Source organism: Streptomyces chiangmaiensis (assembly GCF_036281785.1).
Taxonomy (GTDB): Bacteria; Actinomycetota; Actinomycetes; order Streptomycetales; family Streptomycetaceae; genus Streptomyces; species Streptomyces chiangmaiensis.
In genome coordinates this window covers 1-22,566 of the sequence record NZ_JAYWVC010000076.1, presented here as the reverse complement: position 1 = coordinate 22,566, position 22,566 = coordinate 1, and the positions used below count along the sequence as shown (strand labels likewise).

At 69.4% G+C, this 22,566-nt stretch carries 26 protein-coding genes and 2 pseudogenes; 19 read left to right on the top strand and 9 right to left on the bottom strand.

The window, feature by feature from the left end:
• Positions 1 to 32: 32 nt before the first annotated feature.
• Both VXC91_RS21885 and VXC91_RS21880 read left to right on the top strand, forming a co-directional pair.
• Positions 33 to 227 carry an SH3 domain-containing protein gene (locus VXC91_RS21885; RefSeq protein ID WP_329508999.1) on the top strand — a complete coding sequence of 65 codons (195 nt, stop codon included), beginning with the start codon at positions 33 to 35 and terminating at the stop codon, positions 225 to 227.
• 116 nt (positions 228 to 343) lie between these two features.
• On the top strand, positions 344 to 1,348 hold the full coding sequence (locus VXC91_RS21880; protein WP_329508998.1) for a phage baseplate protein: 1,005 nt from the start codon (positions 344 to 346) through the stop codon (positions 1,346 to 1,348).
• 504 nt (positions 1,349 to 1,852) lie between these two features.
• Here VXC91_RS21880 and VXC91_RS21875 read toward each other — a convergent pair.
• On the bottom strand, positions 1,853 to 4,660 hold the full coding sequence (locus VXC91_RS21875; RefSeq protein WP_329508997.1) for a heavy metal translocating P-type ATPase: 2,808 nt from the start codon (positions 4,658 to 4,660) through the stop codon (positions 1,853 to 1,855).
• A 204-nt stretch (positions 4,661 to 4,864) separates the two neighbouring features.
• Between VXC91_RS21875 and VXC91_RS21870 the strand changes: the two genes are divergently transcribed.
• From VXC91_RS21870 to VXC91_RS21840, 7 genes are all read left to right on the top strand, one after another.
• Positions 4,865 to 5,128, top strand: a complete 264-nt coding sequence (locus VXC91_RS21870; RefSeq protein ID WP_329508996.1) for an SHOCT domain-containing protein — start codon at positions 4,865 to 4,867, stop codon at positions 5,126 to 5,128.
• Between the two features lie 54 nt (positions 5,129 to 5,182).
• Positions 5,183 to 5,434: a hypothetical protein gene (locus tag VXC91_RS21865; RefSeq protein ID WP_329508995.1), complete on the top strand. Its 252-nt coding sequence runs from the start codon at positions 5,183 to 5,185 to the stop codon at positions 5,432 to 5,434.
• A gap of 32 nt (positions 5,435 to 5,466) precedes the next feature.
• Entirely contained in the window at positions 5,467 to 5,676 is a 210-nt protein-coding gene (locus VXC91_RS21860) for a hypothetical protein (protein ID WP_329508994.1), read from the top strand.
• A 12-nt stretch (positions 5,677 to 5,688) separates the two neighbouring features.
• Positions 5,689 to 5,931: a hypothetical protein gene (locus VXC91_RS21855; protein WP_329508993.1), complete on the top strand. Its 243-nt coding sequence runs from the start codon at positions 5,689 to 5,691 to the stop codon at positions 5,929 to 5,931.
• A gap of 6 nt (positions 5,932 to 5,937) precedes the next feature.
• Entirely contained in the window at positions 5,938 to 6,219 is a 282-nt protein-coding gene (locus VXC91_RS21850; RefSeq protein ID WP_329508992.1) for a hypothetical protein, read from the top strand.
• A 395-nt stretch (positions 6,220 to 6,614) separates the two neighbouring features.
• The gene (locus tag VXC91_RS21845) at positions 6,615 to 6,905 is read left to right on the top strand and encodes a heavy-metal-associated domain-containing protein (protein WP_329508991.1); all 291 of its coding nucleotides are present in this window, start codon (positions 6,615 to 6,617) and stop codon (positions 6,903 to 6,905) included.
• A 140-nt stretch (positions 6,906 to 7,045) separates the two neighbouring features.
• Positions 7,046 to 9,328: a heavy metal translocating P-type ATPase gene (locus VXC91_RS21840; RefSeq protein WP_329508990.1), complete on the top strand. Its 2,283-nt coding sequence runs from the start codon at positions 7,046 to 7,048 to the stop codon at positions 9,326 to 9,328.
• A 250-nt stretch (positions 9,329 to 9,578) separates the two neighbouring features.
• On the opposite strand, the gene VXC91_RS21835 is transcribed toward VXC91_RS21840, so the two are convergent.
• Positions 9,579 to 10,487, bottom strand: a complete 909-nt coding sequence (locus VXC91_RS21835; RefSeq protein WP_329508989.1) for a M56 family metallopeptidase — start codon at positions 10,485 to 10,487, stop codon at positions 9,579 to 9,581.
• Positions 10,484 to 10,852 (bottom strand): BlaI/MecI/CopY family transcriptional regulator, encoded by a 369-nt coding sequence (locus tag VXC91_RS21830; protein ID WP_329508988.1) that lies wholly within the window; start codon positions 10,850 to 10,852, stop codon positions 10,484 to 10,486. Before VXC91_RS21830 ends, VXC91_RS21835 begins: the two co-directional genes overlap by 4 nt.
• A 234-nt stretch (positions 10,853 to 11,086) precedes the next feature.
• Between VXC91_RS21830 and VXC91_RS21825 the strand changes: the two genes are divergently transcribed.
• Complete coding sequence (locus VXC91_RS21825; RefSeq protein ID WP_329508987.1) at positions 11,087 to 11,563, top strand: DUF6153 family protein; 477 nt, start codon at positions 11,087 to 11,089, stop codon at positions 11,561 to 11,563.
• Positions 11,564 to 11,657: 94 nt separating this feature from the next.
• On the top strand, positions 11,658 to 12,296 hold the full coding sequence (locus tag VXC91_RS21820) for a DUF305 domain-containing protein (protein ID WP_329508986.1): 639 nt from the start codon (positions 11,658 to 11,660) through the stop codon (positions 12,294 to 12,296).
• A gap of 258 nt (positions 12,297 to 12,554) precedes the next feature.
• Here VXC91_RS21820 and VXC91_RS21815 read toward each other — a convergent pair whose 3' ends face one another.
• Positions 12,555 to 12,764, bottom strand: coding sequence for an SbtR family transcriptional regulator (locus VXC91_RS21815; RefSeq protein ID WP_329508985.1), 210 nt, complete (start codon positions 12,762 to 12,764; stop codon positions 12,555 to 12,557).
• Between the two features lie 88 nt (positions 12,765 to 12,852).
• Positions 12,853 to 13,623, bottom strand: a complete 771-nt coding sequence (locus tag VXC91_RS21810; protein WP_329508984.1) for a methyltransferase domain-containing protein — start codon at positions 13,621 to 13,623, stop codon at positions 12,853 to 12,855.
• A gap of 28 nt (positions 13,624 to 13,651) precedes the next feature.
• On the opposite strand from VXC91_RS21810, the gene VXC91_RS21805 reads away from it, so the two are divergent.
• The gene (locus VXC91_RS21805) at positions 13,652 to 14,104 is read left to right on the top strand and encodes a MerR family transcriptional regulator (protein WP_329508983.1); all 453 of its coding nucleotides are present in this window, start codon (positions 13,652 to 13,654) and stop codon (positions 14,102 to 14,104) included.
• 55 nt (positions 14,105 to 14,159) lie between these two features.
• Here VXC91_RS21805 and VXC91_RS21800 read toward each other — a convergent pair whose 3' ends face one another.
• Positions 14,160 to 14,921 (bottom strand): zinc metalloprotease, encoded by a 762-nt coding sequence (locus tag VXC91_RS21800; protein ID WP_329508982.1) that lies wholly within the window; start codon positions 14,919 to 14,921, stop codon positions 14,160 to 14,162.
• Between the two features lie 736 nt (positions 14,922 to 15,657).
• On the opposite strand from VXC91_RS21800, the gene VXC91_RS21795 reads away from it, so the two are divergent.
• The 3 genes from VXC91_RS21795 to VXC91_RS21785 are packed head-to-tail and all read left to right on the top strand — an operon-like array spanning position 15,658 to position 17,925.
• Entirely contained in the window at positions 15,658 to 16,794 is a 1,137-nt protein-coding gene (locus VXC91_RS21795; RefSeq protein ID WP_329509011.1) for a rhodanese-like domain-containing protein, read from the top strand.
• Between the two features lie 25 nt (positions 16,795 to 16,819).
• Entirely contained in the window at positions 16,820 to 17,182 is a 363-nt protein-coding gene (locus VXC91_RS21790) for a rhodanese-like domain-containing protein (protein WP_329508981.1), read from the top strand.
• The gene (locus tag VXC91_RS21785; protein WP_329508980.1) at positions 17,179 to 17,925 is read left to right on the top strand and encodes a sulfite exporter TauE/SafE family protein; all 747 of its coding nucleotides are present in this window, start codon (positions 17,179 to 17,181) and stop codon (positions 17,923 to 17,925) included. The genes VXC91_RS21790 and VXC91_RS21785 overlap by 4 nt, the downstream gene beginning before the upstream one ends.
• Positions 17,926 to 17,956: 31 nt before the next feature.
• On the opposite strand, the gene VXC91_RS21780 is transcribed toward VXC91_RS21785, so the two are convergent.
• Entirely contained in the window at positions 17,957 to 18,238 is a 282-nt protein-coding gene (locus VXC91_RS21780; RefSeq protein ID WP_329508979.1) for a metal-sensitive transcriptional regulator, read from the bottom strand.
• 78 nt (positions 18,239 to 18,316) lie between these two features.
• On the opposite strand from VXC91_RS21780, the gene VXC91_RS21775 reads away from it, so the two are divergent.
• A complete protein-coding gene (locus VXC91_RS21775; RefSeq protein ID WP_329508978.1) occupies positions 18,317 to 18,883 on the top strand; it encodes a rhodanese-like domain-containing protein in 567 nt (188 codons plus the stop codon).
• A 370-nt stretch (positions 18,884 to 19,253) separates the two neighbouring features.
• On the opposite strand, the gene VXC91_RS21770 is transcribed toward VXC91_RS21775, so the two are convergent.
• Positions 19,254 to 19,925: an AIM24 family protein gene (locus VXC91_RS21770; RefSeq protein WP_329508977.1), complete on the bottom strand. Its 672-nt coding sequence runs from the start codon at positions 19,923 to 19,925 to the stop codon at positions 19,254 to 19,256.
• Positions 19,926 to 20,006: 81 nt separating this feature from the next.
• On the opposite strand from VXC91_RS21770, the gene VXC91_RS21765 reads away from it, so the two are divergent.
• From VXC91_RS21765 to VXC91_RS21755, 3 genes and pseudogenes are all read left to right on the top strand, one after another.
• Positions 20,007 to 20,147, top strand: coding sequence for a hypothetical protein (locus tag VXC91_RS21765; RefSeq protein WP_329508976.1), 141 nt, complete (start codon positions 20,007 to 20,009; stop codon positions 20,145 to 20,147).
• Between the two features lie 39 nt (positions 20,148 to 20,186).
• Positions 20,187 to 20,679 (top strand): annotated as a pseudogene (locus VXC91_RS21760) (sensor histidine kinase); the annotation flags it as partial.
• 99 nt (positions 20,680 to 20,778) lie between these two features.
• Positions 20,779 to 22,266: an FGGY-family carbohydrate kinase gene (locus VXC91_RS21755; protein ID WP_329508975.1), complete on the top strand. Its 1,488-nt coding sequence runs from the start codon at positions 20,779 to 20,781 to the stop codon at positions 22,264 to 22,266.
• Between the two features lie 70 nt (positions 22,267 to 22,336).
• Here VXC91_RS21755 and VXC91_RS21750 read toward each other — a convergent pair.
• Positions 22,337 to 22,566, bottom strand: a pseudogene (locus tag VXC91_RS21750) (spermidine/putrescine ABC transporter substrate-binding protein); the annotation flags it as partial.

Here is a 22,566-nt window from a genome sequence, read left to right as displayed (position 1 = left end):
ACGTCAATGGGCGGATCGTCAGCCACCGGGCGTTGAACATTCGCTCGGGCCCTGGCACCGGCTACCGGGTCATCGGTTCGCTGCGCGCAGGCAGCACCGAGCACCTCATCTACAAGGTCAACGGCTCGAAGGTCGCCGGCAACAAGCGCTGGTACAAGCTGGCTGATCATCGCGGCTACGTCTCGGCCCGCTACGTACGCAACCTCAACTACGTTCCCTGGCGCTGACCTTCTGACCAGCGTCCGTCTCCCCCTCGGGTGCAGCCCCGCTCCCCGTATCCGCGATGGGGGGTGGAGCCCCCTACCCCCCCCGCCCCCCAGACCGTCAGAAATCGGAGCCGGTCATGAACCCACCTCAAACTGTGCCCCCCGCCCGTCGGACCGTCCTGACCCTGGGAGCTGCGGCCGCGCTGAGCGCGGTCTTGCCGGACAGCTCCGCTCAGGCGCTGCCGGCCAGACCCCCCGACGACCCGCTGTCAGTCCCCGGGCAGCTATGGATCAGCCACGGACTGCTGCACCACTCCACCGTGCTGCAGGCCTTCGCCTTCGACGAGCGACGCCGACACATGTACGCGCTACAGGTGATGCAAGGCGGCGTCCGGTTGCCGGGGGAGCGGCGCGTCTACAGTCACGCCGAACGCCAGGCTCGCGGCGACCTGTGCCTGAACCGACTGTCCATGACCGGTGCCCTCACCGGCTACATGTACTTGAAAGGCTTCGGCCACGGCAACGCTGCACTGGGCGTGGAGTCCACGGCCCGCACTGCGGGGGTGCTGTGGCTGGAGTGGGATGCCAACCCGCGCTCCGGTTACGGCCGCGGCATCGCCCGGATCCGCTTCGCCCAAGGCCAGATTCTCACTAGCCACAGCCGTGCCGTTGCCGGCTACCATCCGGTGCCGGGCTCCACTGCGAACACGATCGCGCTCGACGCGGCCGCCGGTCGGCTGCTGCTGCGCTACAACCGTGACGGTGCACCACGCCTGGCGCTGTATGACTTCAAACGCTTCGCAGCAGGCGACTTCCGACCGCTGAGCGACGTCAAACAGCCCGCAAGTGACCAGGACCTGCCCTTCCAAGGGCTGGCTCTGCACGGCCAGTATGCCTACCAACTCCTCGGCAGCGGGTACTCGTCCGACAACCCCACCGGCAATAGTCGTCTATACCGAGTCGATCTACGCAGCGGCGCAGTGACCGGGCAGACAGTGGAGCGCAGCGGCCCCACGCTCACCCCGCGAGAACCTGAGGGCCTGGCCATCGTGCACACCGGGGGTCCGTGGCTGTGCCTGGGATACACCCAGGGACCTGCCGGTAACCGTGCCTTCTCTCTCTACTACAAGGCGATCAACTGATCGCACGTCTGCTCCCCACTGCGTGCCGCTTGCCGTGTCGGCAGGCAACCACAGCCCGTCGGCTGGGCCCAGCCAGGCGTAGTGGGTGGGATAGCCGACGGGCCGTGACCTGGGGACGCGCGTCTCTGCAACATTCGTACCAGGCCAAAGGGTTCACCCATGGACAACGCCGCGCACGACACCTGCACCGACGTACTCGACGACGGCGTGAACGAATCCGAAGCGCAGGCCCCTGACCTGCCTCACCGACCGGGGTGCCACCTACGTTGCGCAAGTGCAACTGGCTGACGAACAAAGGGAGTTCACTGCACCGGGCCGTACTGCCGATCGGCGAGTACGGCCCGTCCCACATGCGCCTGCGACGCAGTTCAAGGGCGTGATCTGTTCAAGACTGGCGGCCAGCGGCGGGAGATGCTGCAGGCGATGACGGCAGCCCGTGTCCACCCCTGTGGTCGGCGTATCCGGGTGCCTGAGTGTGCTCGTGGGCGTGGGTGGCGGCGGTGGTCATCGGGGGTCGCCTCCCTCGTGCCTGTCGCCGGCCGCGGGGGCGGTGTAGCGGCCGGGGTCGGCGTCGAACGTGGCGGCGCAGTGGGCGGAGCAGAAGTAGTAGGTGCCGTGCTCGGTCTGCCGGTGCTCTGCGGCGGTCGCGCTGTTTATCTGCATGCCGCACGCCGGGTCCGCGACCATGCCGTCGGCGTCGCTCCGGGAAGCGGGGTGGTGGTGCCCCTGACCCGCCGTGGTGACCGTGCTGCCCGCCGGGGCTCGGTCAGTGGGGGACTCGACACGGGGCTGGACGCGGGCGGGCCGGGTATCGGTCAGCGGCTGGGTGTGCCAGCGGCGCAGCCGAGAGGCGTTGGTGACGACCGACAGCGAGCTGAGTGCCATGGCTGCGGCGGCGATGATCGGGCTGAGCCGGATGCCCCACAGCGGATACAAGGCGCCTGCGGCGAGCGGGACGCCGACGGCGTTGTAGACCAGGGCGAAGAACAGGTTCTGCCGGATGTTCCGCATCGTGGCCCGCGACAGGCGGATCGCCGTGACGACCCCACCGAGTGAGCCGGAGATGAGGGTGATGTCGGCGGCCTCGATGGCGACGTCGGTGCCGGTGCCGATGGCCAGGCCGACGTCGGCGGCGGCCAGGGCGGGGGCGTCGTTGATGCCGTCACCGACCATGCCGACAGTGCGCCCTTCGGCCTGCAGACGGCGGATCTCGTCGGCCTTGTGCTCGGGCAACACCTCGGCCAGTACCCGGGCGATGCCGACCTGGGCGGCGATGGCGGCGGCGGTGCGGGCGTTGTCGCCGGTGAGCATGACGACGTCGATGCCGAGGCGCTGCAGGGTGGCGATGGCCGCGGCGGAGTCCTCCTTGACGGTGTCGGCGACGGCGAGCACGCCGACGGCACGTCCGTCCACCGCGACGAGGACGGGGGTCTTGCCCTCGGCGGAGAGGGCGGCCGCGACGGGGGTCAGCGTGACGGTGTCGATGCCGACGTCGCCCAGCAGTCGGGCGGTGCCGACCAAAACGGCGTGCCCGCTTACGGTGGCCTGGACGCCCTTGCCGGTGACCGAGTCGAAGCTCGTAGCTGCGTGCGGTTGAACGCCGCGGTCGCGGACGCCGGTGACGATGGCTTGCGCAAGCGGGTGTTCACTGTCCGCCTCGGCCCCTGCGACCAGCCGCAGCAGCGCTGTCTCGTCGAATCCGACGGGGTGGACGTCCGTCAGGACGGGCTTGCCCGCAGTGACGGTGCCGGTCTTGTCCAAGACCACCGTGTCCAACTTGTGGGCGGTCTCCAGGGCTTCGGCGGAGCGGATCAGGATGCCGGCCTGGGCGCCCTTGCCCGTGCCGACCATCACTGACAGTGGCGTGGCAAGGCCCAGCGCGCACGGGCAGGCGATGATCAGCACTGCGACCGCGGAGACCAGCGCCAGGGTCAGTGCAGGAGACGGGCCCAGGGTGAACCAGAGGGCGAAGGTGCCGATCGCGATGGCGATGACCGCGGGCACGAAGTACGCCGACACGGTGTCGGCGAGCCGTTGGATGGGGGCCTTGGATGCCTGGGCCTGCTGCACGAGGCGGATGATCTGGGCGAGCATCGTGTCGGCGCCGACCTTGACCGCCCGTACCCGCAGGGACCCGGTGCCGTTGATGGTGGCGCCGATGACCGTGTCCCCGGTGTGCTTGGTGACGGGCATCGGCTCGCCGGTGACCATGGACTCGTCGACCGCGGAGGAGCCGGAGAGGACTTCGGCGTCGACGGGGATCTTCTCCCCGGGCCGGATGACGAGCTCGTCTCCGACTATGACGTTCTCGACGGGGATCTCCGTCTCGGCTCCGTCCCGGACGACGCGGGCTGTGCGGGCCTGCAGTCCCAGAAGGGCGCGGATGGCCTCGCCGGTGCCGGCCTTGGCACGGGCCTCCAGCAGCCGTCCGAGCAGGATCAGGGTGAGGATGACGCCGACGGCCTCGAAGTAGACCTCCCGCACGTCCTTGGGCAGTAGGCCGGGGGCCAGGGTGACCAGCAGGCTGTAGCCGTAGGCGGCACTGGTGCCGAGGGTGATCAGGGAGTTCATGTCGGCGGCGCGGTGGCGCAGGGTCAGCCAGCCCGTCACATGGATGGGCCACCCGGTGTAGAACATCACCGGAGTGATCAGTGCCAGCTGCAGCCAGTGGTTGAGCATCCAAGTCGGCACCCAGTCCGCGCCGAACAGTTCATGCGCCATCACTGCGAACAGCACCGGAGCGGTGAGCACCGCGCCCACCAGGACTCTGCGGGTGAGGTCCTTGATCTCCGCCTGCCGCTCGGCGGCGTCCGCTGCCTCCGACTCGGCTGTCGTTCGTTCCTCACCCGCCGACGGTCCGCCGGTGGCAGCGGGAGGAGGCGGGGGAGGTGCGGCCGTGACGCCGTGGCCGTCCGGGGCGGGCGGTGCGGAGCCTTCCGCGGGTTCGACCAGCAGCGTGCCGTGAATCATGCTCATGGTGCAGGCGAAGCCGAAGGAGCCCGGACGGTCGGGGTTCAGCCGCACGGTGGTGCGCGTGTGGGCGGGCAGGCCCACGCCGACCTTCAGGTCGGGGAAGACCACACGGGAGGTGCACTCGCCGGCCTCCTGCCGGTCGAAGACCAGCTCTACCGGGGTACCTTGGCGGACCTTGATCAGGTCGGGGTTGTAGCCGCCCCGCACCGTCACCACCACCCGCTGCACCCCGTCTTCCAGCCGGGCGGCACCGGCGCGGCGCGGGCCGAAGAAGTACCAGCCCAGCGCGGCGATCAGCACGGCGGAGGCCAGCACGACGACGACTTCGAGGGCACCCATGAGCTGCTCGCCTCCCTTGTCGGTTCGCTCTCCAGCCTGCGCCCGGCTACCCCTACCTGGTAGGGGCGCAATGGCCTACGGGTCCTGGACCATCCGGCCCCTGACCGCCACGCCGGGCAGCGGGAGGATGCAAGAGAAGGCAAGAAGTCGCTGGGTACAAATTCGCACCCGGTCACGGAACAAGGCCGAAGCAGGTGAGTGGCGATGATGTTCTGGTACGACCATGACGTCAGCGGCTGGGGCTGGTTCGCGATGTCGGCCGGCATGATCCTGTTCTGGGCGCTGATCATCACAGTCGCCGTGCTGCTCTTCCGCGCCCTGAACCGGCCCCAGGAGCACACCCACACCCCGGATGCGCCCGCGCCCGAGGACATCCTCCATGAGCGGCTGGCCCGCGGGGAGATCGACGAGGACGACTACCGGCGCCGCCTGAACGCACTGCACGCCGGGCCCCTCACCAAACCCTGAAACCCGCTGGCCGCACCGGTTGCGGCCCACGCCCTCCGCTGACGGACGCCGGTCATGAACAAGCGCAACGACGGCCTGTACGCGCTCGCCGCCGCAATCGTCGTTGCCGCCCTCCTGATCGTCGGCGCGCCGTTGCAGAGTCTGATGTGGCTCGCACTCGTGGCTGCCTGCCCGCTGATGATGTTCTTCATGATGCGCAGCATGCACGGCCGGGACATGCACGGCGGCCACGATCAGCACCGCAACGACCGGGACGAGGACCCGCTGCACATGCACGACCACCCCGCCGGGCCCAGCCGGCCCTGACCACCCTGGGCATCGGGCGAGAGGTGAGTGCCATGGCCGCCGTGATCGCCATACTGATCGGGCTGCCGATCCTGACAGCCCTCGTCTACGACATCACCCGGCTGTTCGGCAGCGATGAGCCCCGCCGCCCACCGCTGGCCCGACTGCGGGGACGGAGCGCCGCCCTGGAGGCTGCGGAGCTGAGACTGGTGGGCCTGCGTCGGCACCACCGCCTGGACGCAGGCGCCTACCAGCAGGCATGAGCAGCCTCGCCCATGGACGGCGCATCCCCGCCCGGCCCGCGTCCACCGTGGGAGGTCGCCATGATCCTCGTGTACGGGTACGCCCGGCTGGCCCGCAGCGAAGCACGCGAAGTCGCCGCCCGGTTCGGCGAACAATGGACCGCCTACGCGGAACACACCCCCGCGTTCTGGCCGAAGCTGCGCTACCGGCCAACCGACGCCCGCCGGACACCGGGTGGCGCCCGCGGCCCGCAGCAGCCCGCCGCCCGGCGGTGAGCGGTGATGACGGCACTGACCTGGGTCCTGATCGCCGTCGGCCTCATGACCGTCGCAGCGTGCGTCGTCCGGGTCCACCGCATGGGCGGTCCGTCGCGGGAGGTGGCGATCGCTCTGCCAGTGGCTGCTGCGCTCGCCCTCCCCGGCCTACTGGCCGACCAGGCGCCCGCGGTGGTCTGGGGCCTGTGGGGTGCTACCACCATTGCCGCCGCCCTGACCTGGGCCGTCGCCAACACCCTGCGTGACATCCCAGACCGGGCAGCGGGCAAGGCCCGGAGCACGTCATGACCCCGATGCCAGGCAGCCGCGCCTGCTGCGCGACCCGCTCGGCCCGTGCGACCGCTGTGGTGAGCCGTGTGCGTCCGGCGCCGCAAGCTCGGCGCAGCACCCGATGCGGCACTGGCAGCGCATATCGGGAACCATGGCCACCAGGCTGGTGACGGTGGCGCCCTGACAGGGGCAGGGGGAACGGCGGCCCCGACAACCCAGCGCCACGCGGTCACTGCTCTCAGCCACGACCAGCAAAACCTTCCACGCAGAGGCGTCAGCAGTCAGAGCCCAGTAGGTCGCATCACCGTTCCCAGATACCCCCCTGGGGTATAGTCTCTGTGTCGGCAAGAAGGGGCCAGGTATCCCGCCGGCCTCACAGACGACGCAAGCCACCACACCCTGAGGAAGAAACCATGACCGATCAGACGATCCCCGGCTCCTGCTGCGGCGGCTCCTGCGGCTCCGGCACCGCGACCGATGTTCAGGGCATCGGTGTCACCACCGTCTACAAGGTCTCCGGCATGACCTGCGGCCACTGCGAGAGCGCCGTCTCCCAGGAGATATCCGCCCTGCACGGCGTCACCGGGGTCACAGCAGTCGCCAGGACCGGCGAGGTCACCGTCACGTCCACCACCCCGCTGGACGAGGGGGCCGTACGCGCCGCAGTCGACGAGGCCGGATACGAGCTCGTCGGCCAGGCCTGACGAGACGGCGGACGCCGAACCCGCCGCACAGAACTGCCGGTCTTCCCGACCCGGCACTCTGCGAATTCACTCCCGCGCCGGGACGTACCGCTCCGCTGATACGGACGCCGTACGTCCCGGCCTTCACCAGGAGACACGCAATGACCAGCACGGCAACCCAACGGACGCCGTCCGGCACGACGCCCGCGCCGACACACGAGGTCGAACTCTCCATCGGCGGCATGACCTGCGCCTCGTGCGCCGCCCGTATCGAGAAGAAACTGAACCGCATGGACGGCGTCACGGCGACGGTCAACTTCGCCACGGAGAAGGCGAAGGTCGCCTACTCGGACGGAGTCGAGGTCTCGGACCTGATCACCACCGTGGTGAAGACCGGGTATACCGCCGAGGAACCTCTACCGCCCGCTCCTCCGACCGGAGACACGCTCCAGAACGAGGCCACTGCGGCGGCGGACCGAGAACTGCTCTCGCTTCGGCAGCGACTGCTGGTCTCTGTGACGCTCTCCGTCCCTGTCGTCCTGATGGCGATGGTGTCGGCGTTGCAATTCGACAACTGGCAGTGGCTGTCACTGACACTTGCCGCACCTGTGGTGGTCTGGGGCGCTTTCCCCTTCCACAAGGCGGCTTGGACGAATGCCCGGCACGGTGCCGCGACCATGGACACACTGGTATCCATAGGCACGCTCGCCGCCTTCGGCTGGTCCCTGTGGGCGCTGTTCTTCGGGCACGCCGGAATGCCGGGCATGCGGCACGGCTTCGAGTTCACCGTCTCCCGAGGCGACGCTTCCTCATCGATCTATCTGGAAGCCGCGGCCGGCGTGACCGCCTTCATCCTCGCCGGGCGCTACCTGGAGGCGAAAGCCAAGCGCAAGGCGGGCGCGGCGCTGCGGGCGCTGCTCGAATTGGGCGCCAAGGACGTTTCAGTGCTGCGTGGCGGTGCCGAAGTGCGCATACCGGTGGCGCAATTGGCGGTCGGAGACCGCTTCGTCGTACGCCCCGGTGAGAAGATCGCCACCGACGGCACGGTAGTCGAGGGCGCCTCGGCGGTCGATGCCTCCATGCTGACCGGCGAGTCCGTCCCGGTGGACGTGACCGTCGGGGACACCGTGACGGGTGCAACGGTGAACGCCGGAGGCCGGCTCGTCGTCGAAGCCACCCGTGTCGGCACGGACACCCAGCTTGCCCGGATGGCCAAGCTGGTCGAGGACGCGCAGAACGGCAAGGCCGAGGTGCAGCGGCTCGCCGACCGCATCTCCGCCGTCTTCGTCCCGGTGGTCATTCTCATCGCCCTGACCACCTTGCTGACCTGGCTGTCCGTCAGCGGAGACGCGACTGCGGCGTTCACCGCCGCGGTAGCCGTGCTGATCATCGCCTGCCCCTGCGCGCTGGGCCTGGCCACACCGACTGCGCTCATGGTCGGCACCGGCCGCGGTGCCCAACTGGGCATTCTGATCAAGGGTCCTGAGGTCCTGGAATCCACACGGCGCGTGGACACCGTCGTCCTGGACAAGACCGGAACGGTCACCACCGGGCGGATGCAGCTGCAGGACGTCTTCACCGCTCCGGGCGTGGACGAGGCCGAAATGCTCCGACTGGCAGGCGCGGTGGAGTTCGCCTCCGAGCATCCCATTGCCCAGGCAATCGCCGCCGGGGCTGTCGAGCGGGCCGGGGGCCTGCCGGTGCCGGAGAACTTCGAGAATGTCGCGGGTCTGGGCGTCCAAGGAGTCGTCGACGGCCACGCGGTGCTCGTCGGGCGCGAGAAGCTGCTGGCGCAATGGGTCATCGAACTGCCCCGGGAGCTGGCCGAGGCCAAGGCCGCGGCAGAGTCAGATGGCCGCACGGCGGTCGCCGTCGCCTGGGACGGCGAAGCGCGCGGTGTGCTCACCGTGGCCGATGCGATCAAGGACACCAGCGCCGAAGCGGTCGCCGCACTGCGCCGCCTTGGTCTGCGTCCTGTCCTGCTCACTGGCGACAATCAACTCGTGGCCGACTCTGTCGCCCGCTCTGTCGGCATCGACGAGGTCATCGCCGAGGTCCTGCCCCAGGACAAGGTAGACGTCGTCAAACGGCTCCAGACCCAGGGCCGCACGGTTGCAATGGTCGGCGACGGTGTGAACGACGCGGCCGCGCTCGCCACCGCCGATCTGGGTCTGTCGATGGGCACCGGCACCGACGCGGCGATCGAGGCGGGCGACCTGACGCTCGTCAGCGGTGACCTGCGGGTGGCCGCGGACGCGATCCGCCTCTCCCGGAAAACGCTCACCACCATCAAGGGGAACCTTTTCTGGGCCTTCGGCTACAACGTCGCCGCCCTGCCCCTCGCCGCCCTCGGCATGCTCAACCCGATGATCGCGGGAGCCGCGATGGCCTTCTCCTCGGTCTTCGTCGTCACCAACAGCCTGCGGCTTCGCTCGTTCAAGTAGGCACATCCCAGGCGTCGACGACAGGCGCCCGAGCCTTCAGCTCGGGCGCCTCACCATGCCTGAGGCGCCACCGGCAACCCTCACTGGTCAGCTAAGGAACTTGGCATCAGACTGGCTGGCCATCTCGCAGCCGGTAGCCCGCGCCGTAGTGCTGGCATCCCCGGCACTCGAAACAGGAAGGCGGCCGGGACTCCCGATGAGGTGCCCCTGGTAAATGCGCAACTGGGGATCCGTGTGTGCCCTGACGCCGTCAGGGCACACACGCCAGCAGCAGCGGCAACAACGGAGCCGTGCCCGCGGCTGCCACGACCGCCGGCCAGATCGCAGGGTGCGGGCGGGGATGCGGAGTGAGGACACGCCGCAGGCGGATGAGGACACCTGATCCGCCTGCTCCCAGAGCCGCCTCCGGCGCCCGTCCGGCCGCGACCTCGCACATCGCGGTGGCCAACGCCTCTCTGGAGTGCCAACGCAGAGCGCGGTCGTCCGCGATCATCTCCAGCAGCAGGTATGTCTGTTCCTTGGCGTGCCGGGCGAGCGGAAGGCGAGGGAACGCTCGGGAGAACGCTTCGACGAGTACATGCAGCAGGTGATGCCGGCCGACGATGTGGGCGCGCTCGTGCTCCAGCACGGCCCTCAGTTGGTCCTCGGAAAGGATGTCCAGCGCACCCCGGGTCACGACCACGCGGGAGGAACGTCCCGACAGGCAGTAAACGGCCGGGACGTCGTAATCGACGATGGTGGCCTCGTAGCCGTGTGCCGGCTCCCCCGCGAGGACGAGCATGTCCAGTTGGCGGACTCGAGCGCGTCGAGCCCGCCAAATGCACCGGATCAGCCAACCGGCCGGCAGCAGTACGACCAGCATGGGTGCGGCAATCGCCAAGGCGCTCCCGATGGTGAGCGGTGCACGGCCCTCCGGGGCGGATGTGGCCAGTCCGCAGAAGGTGAGCAGCCCGAAGAGCCTTTCGTGAACGTGGTGCTCGCCGAGGACGAGGTGATGCACGGACAAGGCTGCCGTGACGACGAACGTCACCATCAAGCCCTGCCAGGCGAAGACCGCGGCGGTCGGCGCGCGGTGGGCCCAGTGCGCCCGGGCCAGCAAGGGAGGGACCGCGGCGCCCATCAAGGCCGCGTATCCGGCCAGCACCACGGCTGTGATCACGCCTCGCTCCGCCTCTTCGCTGCGCGGAGCGCCGAGCGTAGCGCGTCCGCTTCGGAGCCGGAGATCTGTTGCACGAAACTGGCCAGAGCCCCCGCGGGATCCGGGTTCTCACCCAGCGCTTCGCGCATCAGCGACGCGGTGTACTCCTGGCGGGTGCAGGTAGGCGTGTACACCCAGGCCCGGCCTTCCTTCTGCCTGGTGAGCATGCCCTTTTGGTACAGGATGTCGGCCACGGTCTTGACCGTGCTGTAGGCGATGGGCCGCTTCTTGTTGAGGTCGGTCATCACGTCGCGCGCGGTGGCCGAACGCCCCCAGGCCCACAGGCGGTACATGATCTCCGCCTCGAGCTCACCCAACCGACGCACGACCGCTCCCCTCGACCCGGAAGGCGCGAATCCCCATACCGGTGAGTGTTCATCGTAGACGCCGGGATCCTCACGTTCTCCGAGGCCGCGAGGAGACGACATCACACTCGGCACACGACAGCGGCTACCTCATTTGTCGTCAAGCAGCTTAGTAGAACCGGGGAGGAGTAACTTCTCACGGCGGGCTCTCGATCCTTTCGGTACTGTCGGAACGCACGGACCCGCAGCAGTCGGATGGGAAGAGGCTCCGCAGTGCACGTGAGCAAACACGTACGGACAGGAGGCGCCTTCGGGCACCTACTGCTCGTCGTGCTACTCGCGCTCGGCGTGTTCCTCATGCACACGGTGGGGCATCCCCAAGATTCGAGCTCCGCCGGGATGAGCACTGCGTCCCACAGCTCGATGAACACAGTGAGCGAGGGCCGCCCACCGCACCAATCCATGGCAGCGGCACCGGCCGACGACTCGAGCAACGCGAAGAACCCAGGGCACACGGCCTCGACGCACAAGCTGCCCATGGCCATGGACATGATGTCCCTCTGCGTGGGCGTGCTGCTGGGTGCCTGGGTGCTTGCCGCGCTCGTGCGCTCGGCATTTGCTCGCCACCCCGACTGGCTGGCCGACCTTCTCGCGCAGGCGCCCGTCGTGCAGCGCCCCAACCCTCCGCCACGCGGTCCCGACCTCACCCGGTTGTCGGTTCTGCGGCTGTAGGCCGTCACGCCTTCGCGGACGCGCACCCAATGCGATTCCGCGATCTCGCGTACGCCCGAACAGCCAAAGAACAACACATGAGGTGAATTCGACCATGACCGTCTTCACGCGCGCCCTGCGCCGCAAGTCCGCCCGCCGCATCGCGGCCGTTGGCGTCGTAACCACCGGAGCCCTGCTGCTGTCCGCCTGCAGCAACGACAGCAACGACATGGGCAGCATGGACCACGGGAGCGGCCACAGCTCCCCGGCCGCGACGGAAACCGCCACAGCCGGGGCCTACAACGACGCCGACGTCCACTTCGCGCAGATGATGATCCCGCATCACGAGCAGGCCGTAGAGATGGCCAAGCTGGCCGACGGCCGCGCCGCCGACTCGGAGATCAAGAGCATCGCCACGAAGATCGAGAAGGCTCAGGACCCCGAGATCAAGGCGATGACGGGCTGGCTGCAGTCCTGGGGCAAGCCGACCGCCATGGGGGACATGCCCGGCATGGACATGGGCGACGGCATGATGTCCGACAAGGCGATGGAAGAACTCAAAGCCATGAAGGGCACGGAGTTCGACAAGATGTTCGCGCAGATGATGATCGACCACCACAACGGCGCGATCAGCATGGCCAAGAACGAGCAGAAGGACGGCAAGCACGCCGACGCGGTGAAGATGGCCGGCAACATCGTCACCGGCCAGTCCGCCGAGGTGAAGCAGCTCCAGAGCATCCTCAACCGGCTCTGAGTGAGCCGTACCCGCCGATCGCCCCGGCTCCTCGGCGCCCCCGAAGAGCCGGGGCGATCCCTGCCCTTGCCGCGCTCCAGGACCATTGCAAGCGGGCATTCCACTCGCCATCTCTGACCGGGTAAGGCGTGCTCCGCCGCCGGCCCGTGCCGACATGGACGATGACCTCACCCAGGCGCATCGCCAGCGGCGCCGATATATCTGACGCAATGCAGGAACGGGGCCGCAGCGCGCGCCACGCGCGCACTCGTCGGCGGGTCAGTCCTGAGGCCGCAGCCCCGCGATGGTGACGGTGACAAGCCGCTTGGCTGCAGCCTTGGACGTCAGGCCGCCGGCGCCGGCAAGCGCATGCAGGCAGTAGCCCGCCAGCTCGTCCGGCGAGACATCGCCCCGGACTTGGCCCGCTTCGACACCCTCGTTCAGCAAGTCACGGAGGAAGCCACGAAGGTGCTGTTCAGCGTGTGCCACATGGCCGCCTCGATGCAGGAGAAGACCACTTCGATCGCCCCCAATCGGGCCTGACGGCGCCAGTTCGCACGAGGCCCGGCGGTCCGGGTCAGCGGGGCCGGGTCGCCGCCGCCACGAACATCGGCAGGGCCAGAAACAGGCGGCCCGTGTCGGCCCGATTTCGCTGCTCCGCCACCCATGTATCCGCCTGCTCGCGCGTGACGGCGCCGGCGGAGCAGGCTCCCTCGGCCAGTCCCGCGAGCAGCGGCAGCATTGCTGATCCGGACAGGACGCCCGTGTGCACCTCCACCGTCACCTGGCCGAAGGCAGCCTCCAGCAGCAGATTGCGATAGCGGCGTGCAGCGTGAGGACTGACGGTCAGATCGGCACGCGCATGCACGATGGTTCGCGTCAAAGCCGGATCACGGGAATCGATGACGAAGGTGTCCCAGTCCTGTCCGACCAGCACGACACGTCCGCCCGGAGCCAGAACCCTGTACGCCTCTGCCAGGGCTCGTTCGGGCTCAGCGAGTTCGTGGAAGACTTTGTCGGCTCGGAAGCCGTCCATCGAAGCATCGGCCAGCGGCAGCTCGTAGGCTCCCGCGATCCGGTAGTCCGAGGCGGGCCATCGGCTGCGAGCGACGGCAATCATCCGCTTGTCCGGATCCACACCGATGGCCTTCACTCTGCGCTCGGCGAGCTCCGCAACAGCGCGTCCCGCCCCGCAGCCCACGTCCACCACGGACGCCCCGGGTGGGAGGTTGAGCAAGTCGAAGGAGCGTGACCGCAGTTCTGCAGCTCCCGGCAGCCGGTCGGCCGCGTCGAGAAGTGCGATGAGGTCGTCTGTCGGATCCTGTGTCTGCTCTGTCTCCTTGGTCATGAGCACCAGGCTGCGAGTTAATGTCGGCATGAAGTCAAGCGAGCAGAGCGCGCCGGCCGGCGGAGATGTCGCGGCGATGAGCATCGGGGCCGTCGCGGAACGCTTCGGTCTGGCCACGCACGTCCTGCGGCACTGGGAAGGAATGGGCCTCCTCGCCCCCGGTCGCGATCGTGCCGGGCGACGTCGCTACAGCGTCGACCATCTCACTCGCGTCGCCGTGATTCTCCGCGCGAAGGAGGCGGGGCTGTCCCTCGGCACCATCCGCTCCCTGGCCGCCACGGCCGACCCGGCGGAGCGGCGCGACATCTTGCAGGAGGAAGCCGCGGCCTTGCGATCCCGCATCGCCGCCGCGCAGTACTCCCTCGAGCTGATCGAGTGCGCCCTGGCCTGCGATCACGAGGACTTCACCCAATGCGCGCACTTCCGGCAGATGGTGGCCGAGCGCATCGGTCCCGATACACCGGTGCACGCCTCGGTCTGACGCGGATGGACGGCGGCCGGATCGCCCCGGCCGCCGTCCTCGCCAGCAGGGGGGCTCAGCGCGCCCAGACCACGAAGGTGATCACCGATTTGCCGTTGCCGAAGTTCCGCACGTAGGTGTCGCCGTGCGCGGCGTGCGCCACGCGCTTGCCCCAGCTGGACCTGTCGTTGCTCACCTGTGGCACGGCCGCGGACTGGTCCACGGTGCTCGTGGAGTCCAGGTGCGCGTAGATGGTCGCCAGCTCGTCGTAGTCGTGCTGGTTGGGGTGGAGGTTGCTGGGCGGCCCGTCGGGGTTGCTCGTGTAGTCCATGCAGGTGCCCAGGTTGGTGTTGTCGAAGTTCGTGTCCTGGTGGTCAAGGCCGAAGGTGTGTCCGACCTCCTGGCAGGTCACCAGGGATCTCCACGAGGGGGTGTTGTACGTCGCGGTGTTGAAGTACGTGTCGTTCAGCTTCACCGTGCCGGAGGTGATGTGGGTGCCACCGGTGACGGATATCGACGCGATGCCGAGCCAGCCGTTGTTGCCGTAGGTGTTGTTGCACACCTCGACACGGCCGCTCGTCGCGGGGCAGCGGCGGGCCGGGGACTGGCCGGCCACGACGGTGGTGTCGAGCACGGTGGACTTGGACCAGTCGCTGGATGCGGTGCTCAGGTAGCTCTTCCAGGTGGAGCTGAGGTTGTCGCCGAGCTTGACCGTGAACGGGTTGGCGGTGCGGGCCCAGTGGTAGCCGCCCCACGAATGGTTGGCCTGGGCGGTGGTGCTGAAGGTCAGAGTGGCGGCGGCCGCTGCGGTGACGGCGGCGAGCAGCTTCATACGCACGAGGGGTCTCCTCCGTGGTTGGGGATGAAAGCCACACGCGACCTCGGATGAGCCCTTCGTCGACGGCGCAGCCCAGGTCGCGAACTACCGTGCGGGTGGTGCGGTGATGACTGGCCGTGCTGGCTGGACGGCATGCGAAACGGTCCTGTGGCACAGGCATGCCGGTGGGGCTCCAGGCGATTCGAGTGGTCGAATCGCAGGTAGGTTAAAGGATCTCCCGAGCAATTGTCATGTACATAGATGGCAAAATTCTGCTAAGCAGATTCGCAGGGTGAGCTGGAGCATCCCCCCTGAAGGTGTACTCGTACAGGGATCGTGTCGTGCGGCCGGGCCGGGAACTGGGGAAGAATCCCTGATCGGCCACGTAGGCACTTAGCGGTGGCAGCGTGCCCCGAGCGTGTCGGCCAGAACGCGGATCGTTCGCCGCCGTCTTCCCGTCCCGACAGTCACCGATCAGTCCGCACCTCAGATGATCGTCTGAGGTGCGCGGGCAACTTGCCGATGTGTCGAGGCGGACAGTGCGGTCGCAGGACGCGGGTACTCGCGCCAGATGCGGAACAGTCGACCCCTCTATGACCCTCCGGGTACACAAACCAGGCGAGACGCCACCCACCGAGAGGGCGTTCCCCCTCTTCGGAATACCCCCCGGGGTACTCCTGTTAGGGTGAGTGTCAGATACCCCGGGGGGTACATCGCTCACTCGGTAGGAGTCCTTGTCGTGTTCTTCGTCGACACCATGTCGGTCGCCTTCGCCCGCACCCCGGTCGCCGGGGACGACACGTTCACGGTGGACGAGCACCTGGTGCTGCGCGCGATCGCCACCCCCGGTCACACCCCGCACCACACCTCCTACGTGCTGGAGGAGGACGGCCGGGCGGTGGCGGCGTTCACGGGCGGGTCCTTGCTGATCGGCACCGTGGGCCGGCCGGACCTGGTCGAGCCGCGGCTGACCGAGCAGCTGGCCCGCGCCCAGCATGCTTCTGCCCACCGTCTGGCCGACGAGCTGGACGACGAGGTGCCGGTGCTGCCCACCCACGGGTTCGGCAGTTTCTGCTCCTCCGCCCAGGCGGAGGGGGACGCCACCACGATCGGCCAGGAGCGCCGTTCCAACGCCGCTCTGACCCGGGACGTGGACACCTTCGTCGCCGAGATGCTCGCCTCACTGGACGACGTGCCCGCCTACTACGTGCACATGGGCCCGGCCAACTCCGCCGGCCCCGCGCCGGTCGACCTCACCCCGCCCGCGCCCGCCGACGCCGCGGAGATCGCCGCCCGGCTGGCCGCGGGGGAGTGGGTGGTGGACCTGCGCAGCCGGGTCGCCTTCGCCCAAGGGCATGTAACCGGATCTTTCAACTTCGAGGGTGAAGGCAAGCTCGCCACCTACCTGGCGTGGCTGATCCCGTGGGGCAAGCCGGTCACCCTGCTGGCCGGGACGTCCGAGCAGGTCGCCGACGCACAGCGCGAGCTGGCTCGGGTCGGCATCGACCGCCCGGCCGCCGCCGCCACCGGCGATCCGGCCGGTTGGATCCGTTCGGACGAGGAGCTCGCCTCCTTCCCTCGCGCCCGCTTCGCCGACCTCACCGCGGTGCGTGAGCGCGGCGAGCAGGTGGTGGTGCTGGACGTGCGGCGCGATGCCGAGCGTGCAGGAGGGTTCGTCGACGGCTCGGTCCACATCCCCATCCACGAACTGCCCGGCCGCATCGGCGAGGTGCCCGACGGAGTGGTGTGGGTGCACTGCGCCGGAGGGATGCGCGCGGCGATCGCCGCGTCCCTGCTGGATGCCGCTGGCCGCGACGTGGTCGCCGTCGACGACGGCTTCGACGCCGCCACCACGGCAGGCCTCACCCTCACCAGGCCCAACGGCACCGACTGAACGACTTGCACGGAGTGATCAAACAATGTTCTCGCTTCTTCGCCGTGGTCCTGCCCGCCTCACCCCGCAGCAGGCCCACCGCCAGGCCAGTGACGGGCAGGCGGTCCTGCTGGATGTCCGTGGGCTGCCAGAGTGGCAGGCCGGGCACGCGCCAGGTGCGCTGCACCTGCCGCTGAGCCGCCTGAGGGCGCGGACGGCTCTTCCCGAAGCCGGACAAGGCAAGCCGGTGGTCGCCGTCTGCCGCTCCGGAAACCGCTCCCGCACAGCCACCGACATCCTCGCCGCCCGCGGTGTGGAAGCCAGTGACGTCGTCGGCGGCATGACCGCCCGGGCCCTCGGGGGCCTGCCGGTCACCGGGGATCGCGGCACCAGCGGTGCCATAGCGTGAGCGCGCTGATTCTGGCCCTGGCCGCTGGTGCCGTGGTCGGGCTCGCGCTCGGCGCGCTCGGCGGGGGCGGCAGCGTTCTGGCGGTGCCCGCGCTGATCTACCTGCTCGGCTTCACCCCGGCCGCCGCCACCACCGCGAGCCTGATCAGCGTCACCGCCACCTCGCTCACCGCCCTGTACGCCCATGCACGCACCGGCACCGTGCGTTGGCGGGCCGGCGCTCTGTTCGCCGCGGCCGGGCTCCTGCCCTCCGCTGCGGCCAGCGTTGCCGCCGCTCGCCTGCCGCAGCCGGTCCTGACCGCCGCGTTCGCCGCCATCGCCGCTCTCGCCGCTGTGCGCATGCTGCGCCCCGGCCGGACGAGCACCGGCCGGACGACGGTGCGGCCGGCGAAGGCTGCGGGAGTCGGCGCGGGACTGGGGGCGCTGACGGGTCTGCTCGGGGTCGGCGGGGGCTTCCTCGCCGTGCCCGCCCTGGTCGCGGTGCTGACATTCGAGATGCAGGCCGCCGTCGGCACCAGCCTGCTGGTCATCTCGGCGAACTCGCTCGCCTCGCTCGCCACCCGCAGCGCCACCACGGTCGGCGTCGACTGGGCGGTGATCGCCCCCTTCACCGGGGCCGCGATCCTTGGCGCCTGGGACGGCAAGCGCCTGGCCGCCAAGGTCACCGGCACCCTGCTGCAGCGCACCTTCGCCGTCATGCTGCTGGCCGTCGCCGTCTTCATGCTCGTCGACGCCCTTGCCTGATCCGAGCGGGTCGGCCAGCGGCACCGGCTGCTCAGGCCAGCGACAGAAACAGCTTTTCCAGACGGGCGCGCATCTGCTCCCGGTCCTCCGGCGCGGCCATGTCCGCATCGGTCAGGCAGTGCTGCAGACCGGTGGCGATGATCGCGAAACCCGCCTTGTCCAAGGCCCGGGAAGCGGCCGCCAGCTGCGTGACCACGTCCTCGCAGTCCCGCCCCTCCTCGATCATCCTGATCACACCGGCGATCTGGCCCTGTGCCCGGCGCAGCCGGTTGACCACCGTCTTCAGTTCCTCGGCCGCCATCGTCAAATCCACAGCCCACGCTCCTTCGCGGAATACCCCCTTGGGTATCCTGTATAAGGGGTAACTCATGAAGAGCAAAGGAAAATCCCCGTGGCACACACCACCTCCCTCACCGCCGACCAGGCCCACGCCGGCCTCGCCGACCTGACCGTCATTGACGTACGCACCCCCGGCGAGTTCGCCTCCGGCCACCTGCCCGGCGCCCACAACATCCCCCTGGACCACCTCGACGCGGCCCTGCCCGCGCTGAAGACCGCCGCCGACCGTGGCGGCCTCCTCCTCGTATGCGCCTCCGGCACCCGCTCGGCCCAGGCCCGCGAGCGCCTGGCCGAGCACGGCATCGCCGCCGCCAGCCTGACGGGCGGCATCACCGCCTGGATGCAGCTCGGCCACGACGTCCACCGCACCGCCGGCACCCGTGCCACCTGGGCGATGGAACGCCAGGTCCGCCTCGCCGCCGGCTCCCTCATCCTGGCTGGCCTGCTCACCGGTCGACGCTGGCCCGCCGCCCGCTGGCTGTCCGCGGGCGTCGCCGGCGGCCTGGTCTTCTCCGCCCTCACCGACACCTGTGGCATGGCCAAAGTCCTCGCGAAACTCCCCCATAACCAGCCCAAGGCCACCGACCTCGACGCCACCCTCGCGGCCCTGGCCGGCTGACATCGCAGACTCGGCGCACGCCAGGCGGCATCCTCGCCCAGGACGTCGTACTCGCGCGTCGCGGCGGGCGGCGGTGCACGCATCCGGGCTCCGTGAGATACGGGGGAACGCCGCCGGCGTTCCCCCGTGCCCCTTGAGGAACTCGCTGGCATTCTGGCGGAGTCGGTGCTGCGGCATGGCCGCGAGACGGTGCGGCGGGCCTATGCGGCGACGACGGCCGCGGCTCCGGTGCGACGTTGGCGTTGAGTGCATCACGCCGAGCCCTGGTGGCCTGGGCCGCCGTCAATGCGCCAGCGGTCGACGCCCCCGCTTTTGGGTGCTGACGACCCACGCGGGAAGGGGCTCCGCCGCGACGGCGGGGCCCCTGCGGTCAGTGCTCCTTCTGCGGGGTCAGCTCGCTGGGCCGAACGACAACGTACCCCTCGCCCTCCAGCTTGAGCTGGACCGCTTCGCCCGAACCGCCGCGCAGCATCGATCCGATGGACTGCGACCGGTGCAGCGACGTGTGCAGCCGCGCCGTCCAGCCCACCACCGCGTCGGTGTCGACGTACACCGGATACTCCGGCGTGACGGGTATGACGAGAGGGTTGCCCTCACAGATCAGGCCCAGCCGGCCGTGCCCCGTGAACACACTGTTGAACAGTCCGCCGCCGGCGATGCCCGCGCCCTTCACGGTCTGGATCCGGTACGCCAGGGTCGCGTCGAAGCACAGTACATGCCGCCCGTTGACGGTGAACTCGTCGCCCTGCTCGACGTCCACGATGAAACAGTTCTGCGCCTCGTGCGCGAACCACGCCTCGCCCTGTCCGCGCACGGTCATCAGCGGCAGCCCCTCACCGGTGACGGCCCGCTTGAGCATCCCGCCCACGCCCTGGCCCTTGCGTTCGAACTGCAGATTTCCGCGGTAGGCGACCATCGCCCCCTGCCGGGCCAGCATCTCGCCGTTCACGACGTACCGGATGGACTTGGCGTTCTGCACGGACATGCCCGGCGCGGCGGCCGGCTGCACCATGTGGTCACTGGAAAAGAGGTCACCCTTCATGCGCGCATCCTGTCCCGGAGCGTGTCCCTCCGCCAAGATCGCCGATGTCCTGAAACGGCAACAACCCGCCTGGTTCTGCGCGTGATCCGCCCTGGCGTTCGGCCCACCGCCCCGAGCCTGACCGAGTCCTGTCCGAAGCGGGAGGAGGCGCATCCCGCGTCTCAGGTCTTCCTCTCCGTGGGCTTCTCCATCAAGGGCGTCGAGCCCGGCTACATCCTGTAGGGAAAGACCGGGAGGGGACGCCCCACAGCCGCCGATCCGCGGGCGAACGACTGCGTCATCGAAGCCCGACGGCGGCAGCCCGACCCCTACGTCGCCCCTGTGGCCGACCTTTTCCTGGGAAACGGCGGCACCACGCTCCCGCGCTTCGACATGTCCTCCGGCAACAAGGCCAAGGTCGTCGGGGTCACCGGGCTGGTCCTCGCGTTGACGGTGGCCGTGACCGCGGTGGTCGCCACCCGGCTCGTGCGCCCGCTGCGGGAACTTCGCGCGGGCCGACGGCGACCGGGCGGTCTTCGAGGCGGCCGACACCGGCAACGGCATCGCGGCACAGGACCTGCCGCATGTGTTCGACCGGTTCTGGCCCGTCGAGAAGTCCCGCAGCAGACGCACCGGAGGCAGCGGCCTCGGCCTGCCCATCGTCCGTCAACTCACCGCCGCCCACGGCTGTATCGCCACGGCGGCCTCCGAGGTGGGTGTCGGCTCGGTCTTCACCCTGGTACTGCCCGCGATGGGGGCACCGGCGGACGGCTGAGACGTCAACAAAGCGGTATCCACTTCGCGTTGTGACCGCTGATCGTCCTCGAAGAGGGGAACGATGTCCCGGGAGTCTCTAGGCGGAGGACGGGAACGCATGACGGTGCTCGGTGTCGACATCGGTACGTCCAGCAGCAAAGGCGTGCTGGTCGGTGCGGACGGAACGGTTCTGGGCACCGCCGTGCGCCCCCATGCGGTGGACCGCCCCCGGCCCGGCCACGTCGAGATGGACGCGCGCGTGTGGTGGGACGAATTCATCTCGCTCGCCCACGAGTTGGTGCCACCGGGCACCGTCGTCCACGCGGTCGGCGTCAGCGGCATGGGCCCCTGCGTCGCCCTGGCCGACGAGACGGACACACCGCTGCACCCGGCCATCCTCTACGGCGTGGACACCCGCGCCACCGCACAGATCGCCCGGCTCGACGCCGAACTGGGCCGCGACGCCGTCCTCGGGCGCTGTGGATCCCTGCTGTCCACCCAGGCGGTCGGCCCCAAGATCGCCTGGCTGGCCGAGCACCGCCCAGACGTCACCGCCCGTGCCCGGCGGCTGTACATGCCCAGCTCATACCTCGTGCGGCAGCTCACCGGCGCCTACGTCCTCGACCACCACTCGGCCAGCCAGTCCGTACCGCTGTACGACTCCCTGGCCCAGGAGTGGTACCGCCCCTGGGCCCGCCGCATCGCGCCGGACATCGAACTGCCGCCTCTGCGCTGGCCGGGCGACATCGCCGGACGTGTGACCGCCGAGGCGTCCGCCGTCACCGGGCTGCCCAGCGGGACTCCGGTCGTCACCGGCACCATCGACGCCTGGTCGGAGGCGCTGAGCGTGGGCGCCCAGGGCACCGGCGATCTGATGCTCATGTACGGCAGCACGATGTTCCTGATCAACACGGTGTCGGAGCGGCTGCTGGTACCTCAACTGTGGAGCACCGTAGGGGCGTTGCCCGGAACGCGCAGTCTGGCGGGCGGCATGGCGACCTCCGGGGTGATCATCGACTGGCTGCGGAGCCTTCTCGGCGTCCCCGACCACCACGCGCTGCTCGCCGAGGCCGAGGCATCCGGCCCCGGCGCGAAGGGCCTGCTGATGCTGCCCTACTTCGCGGGCGAACGCACCCCGGTCGCCGACCCGGACGCCCGCGGCGTGATCGCCGGCCTGACGGTGGAGCACACCCGCGGCGATCTGTACCGTGCCGCGCTGGAGGCCACCGCCTACGGCGTACGGCACAACGTGGAGGCGATGCGCGCGGCCGGCGCCGACATCCGCCGGGTCGTCGCGGTGGGCGGAGGCACCCGTGGCGGCCTGTGGACCCGTATCGTCTCCGACGTCACCGGTCTGGAACAGGAGATCAGGACCGTCACGATCGGCGCGAGCTACGGGGCCGCGTTGCTTTCCGCGCGCGCGATCGCAGACGTGGACATCGACGCCTGGAATCCGGTGCGCGAACGCGTCGTGCCCGACGCCCTCCGGCGGTCCCGGTACGACGACCTGTACGGTCTCTATCTGAGGCTGTACCCGGCGACCCGTGACATCGGCCACGCACTCGCCCGTCACCAACGCGCCCTCGCCGACAACCCGCCATGGTGAGACCCGTGGGACGCTCCAGCCCGGCCCAGGTCCGTCGCGGGTGGTGCGACGGACCCGCCGGCGGACCGCCTCAGCCCTTGATCTCCGCCCAGGCCTGCACCCACTTGGCATAGGGCACACACGTGATGTCCTTACGGCCGTCGAGGCACTGCTCGATCGGCGTCGTCCAGAACGCGATGTCCTTCCAGTAGCTCTCGTCGGTGGCGTGGAAGGTGTCGCAGAACGCCGGGTCGCTGGTCTCGTCGCAGGACTTGATGTTGGCCGGTGCCTCACCGTAGTACTCGGCGACCTGGGCGTTGA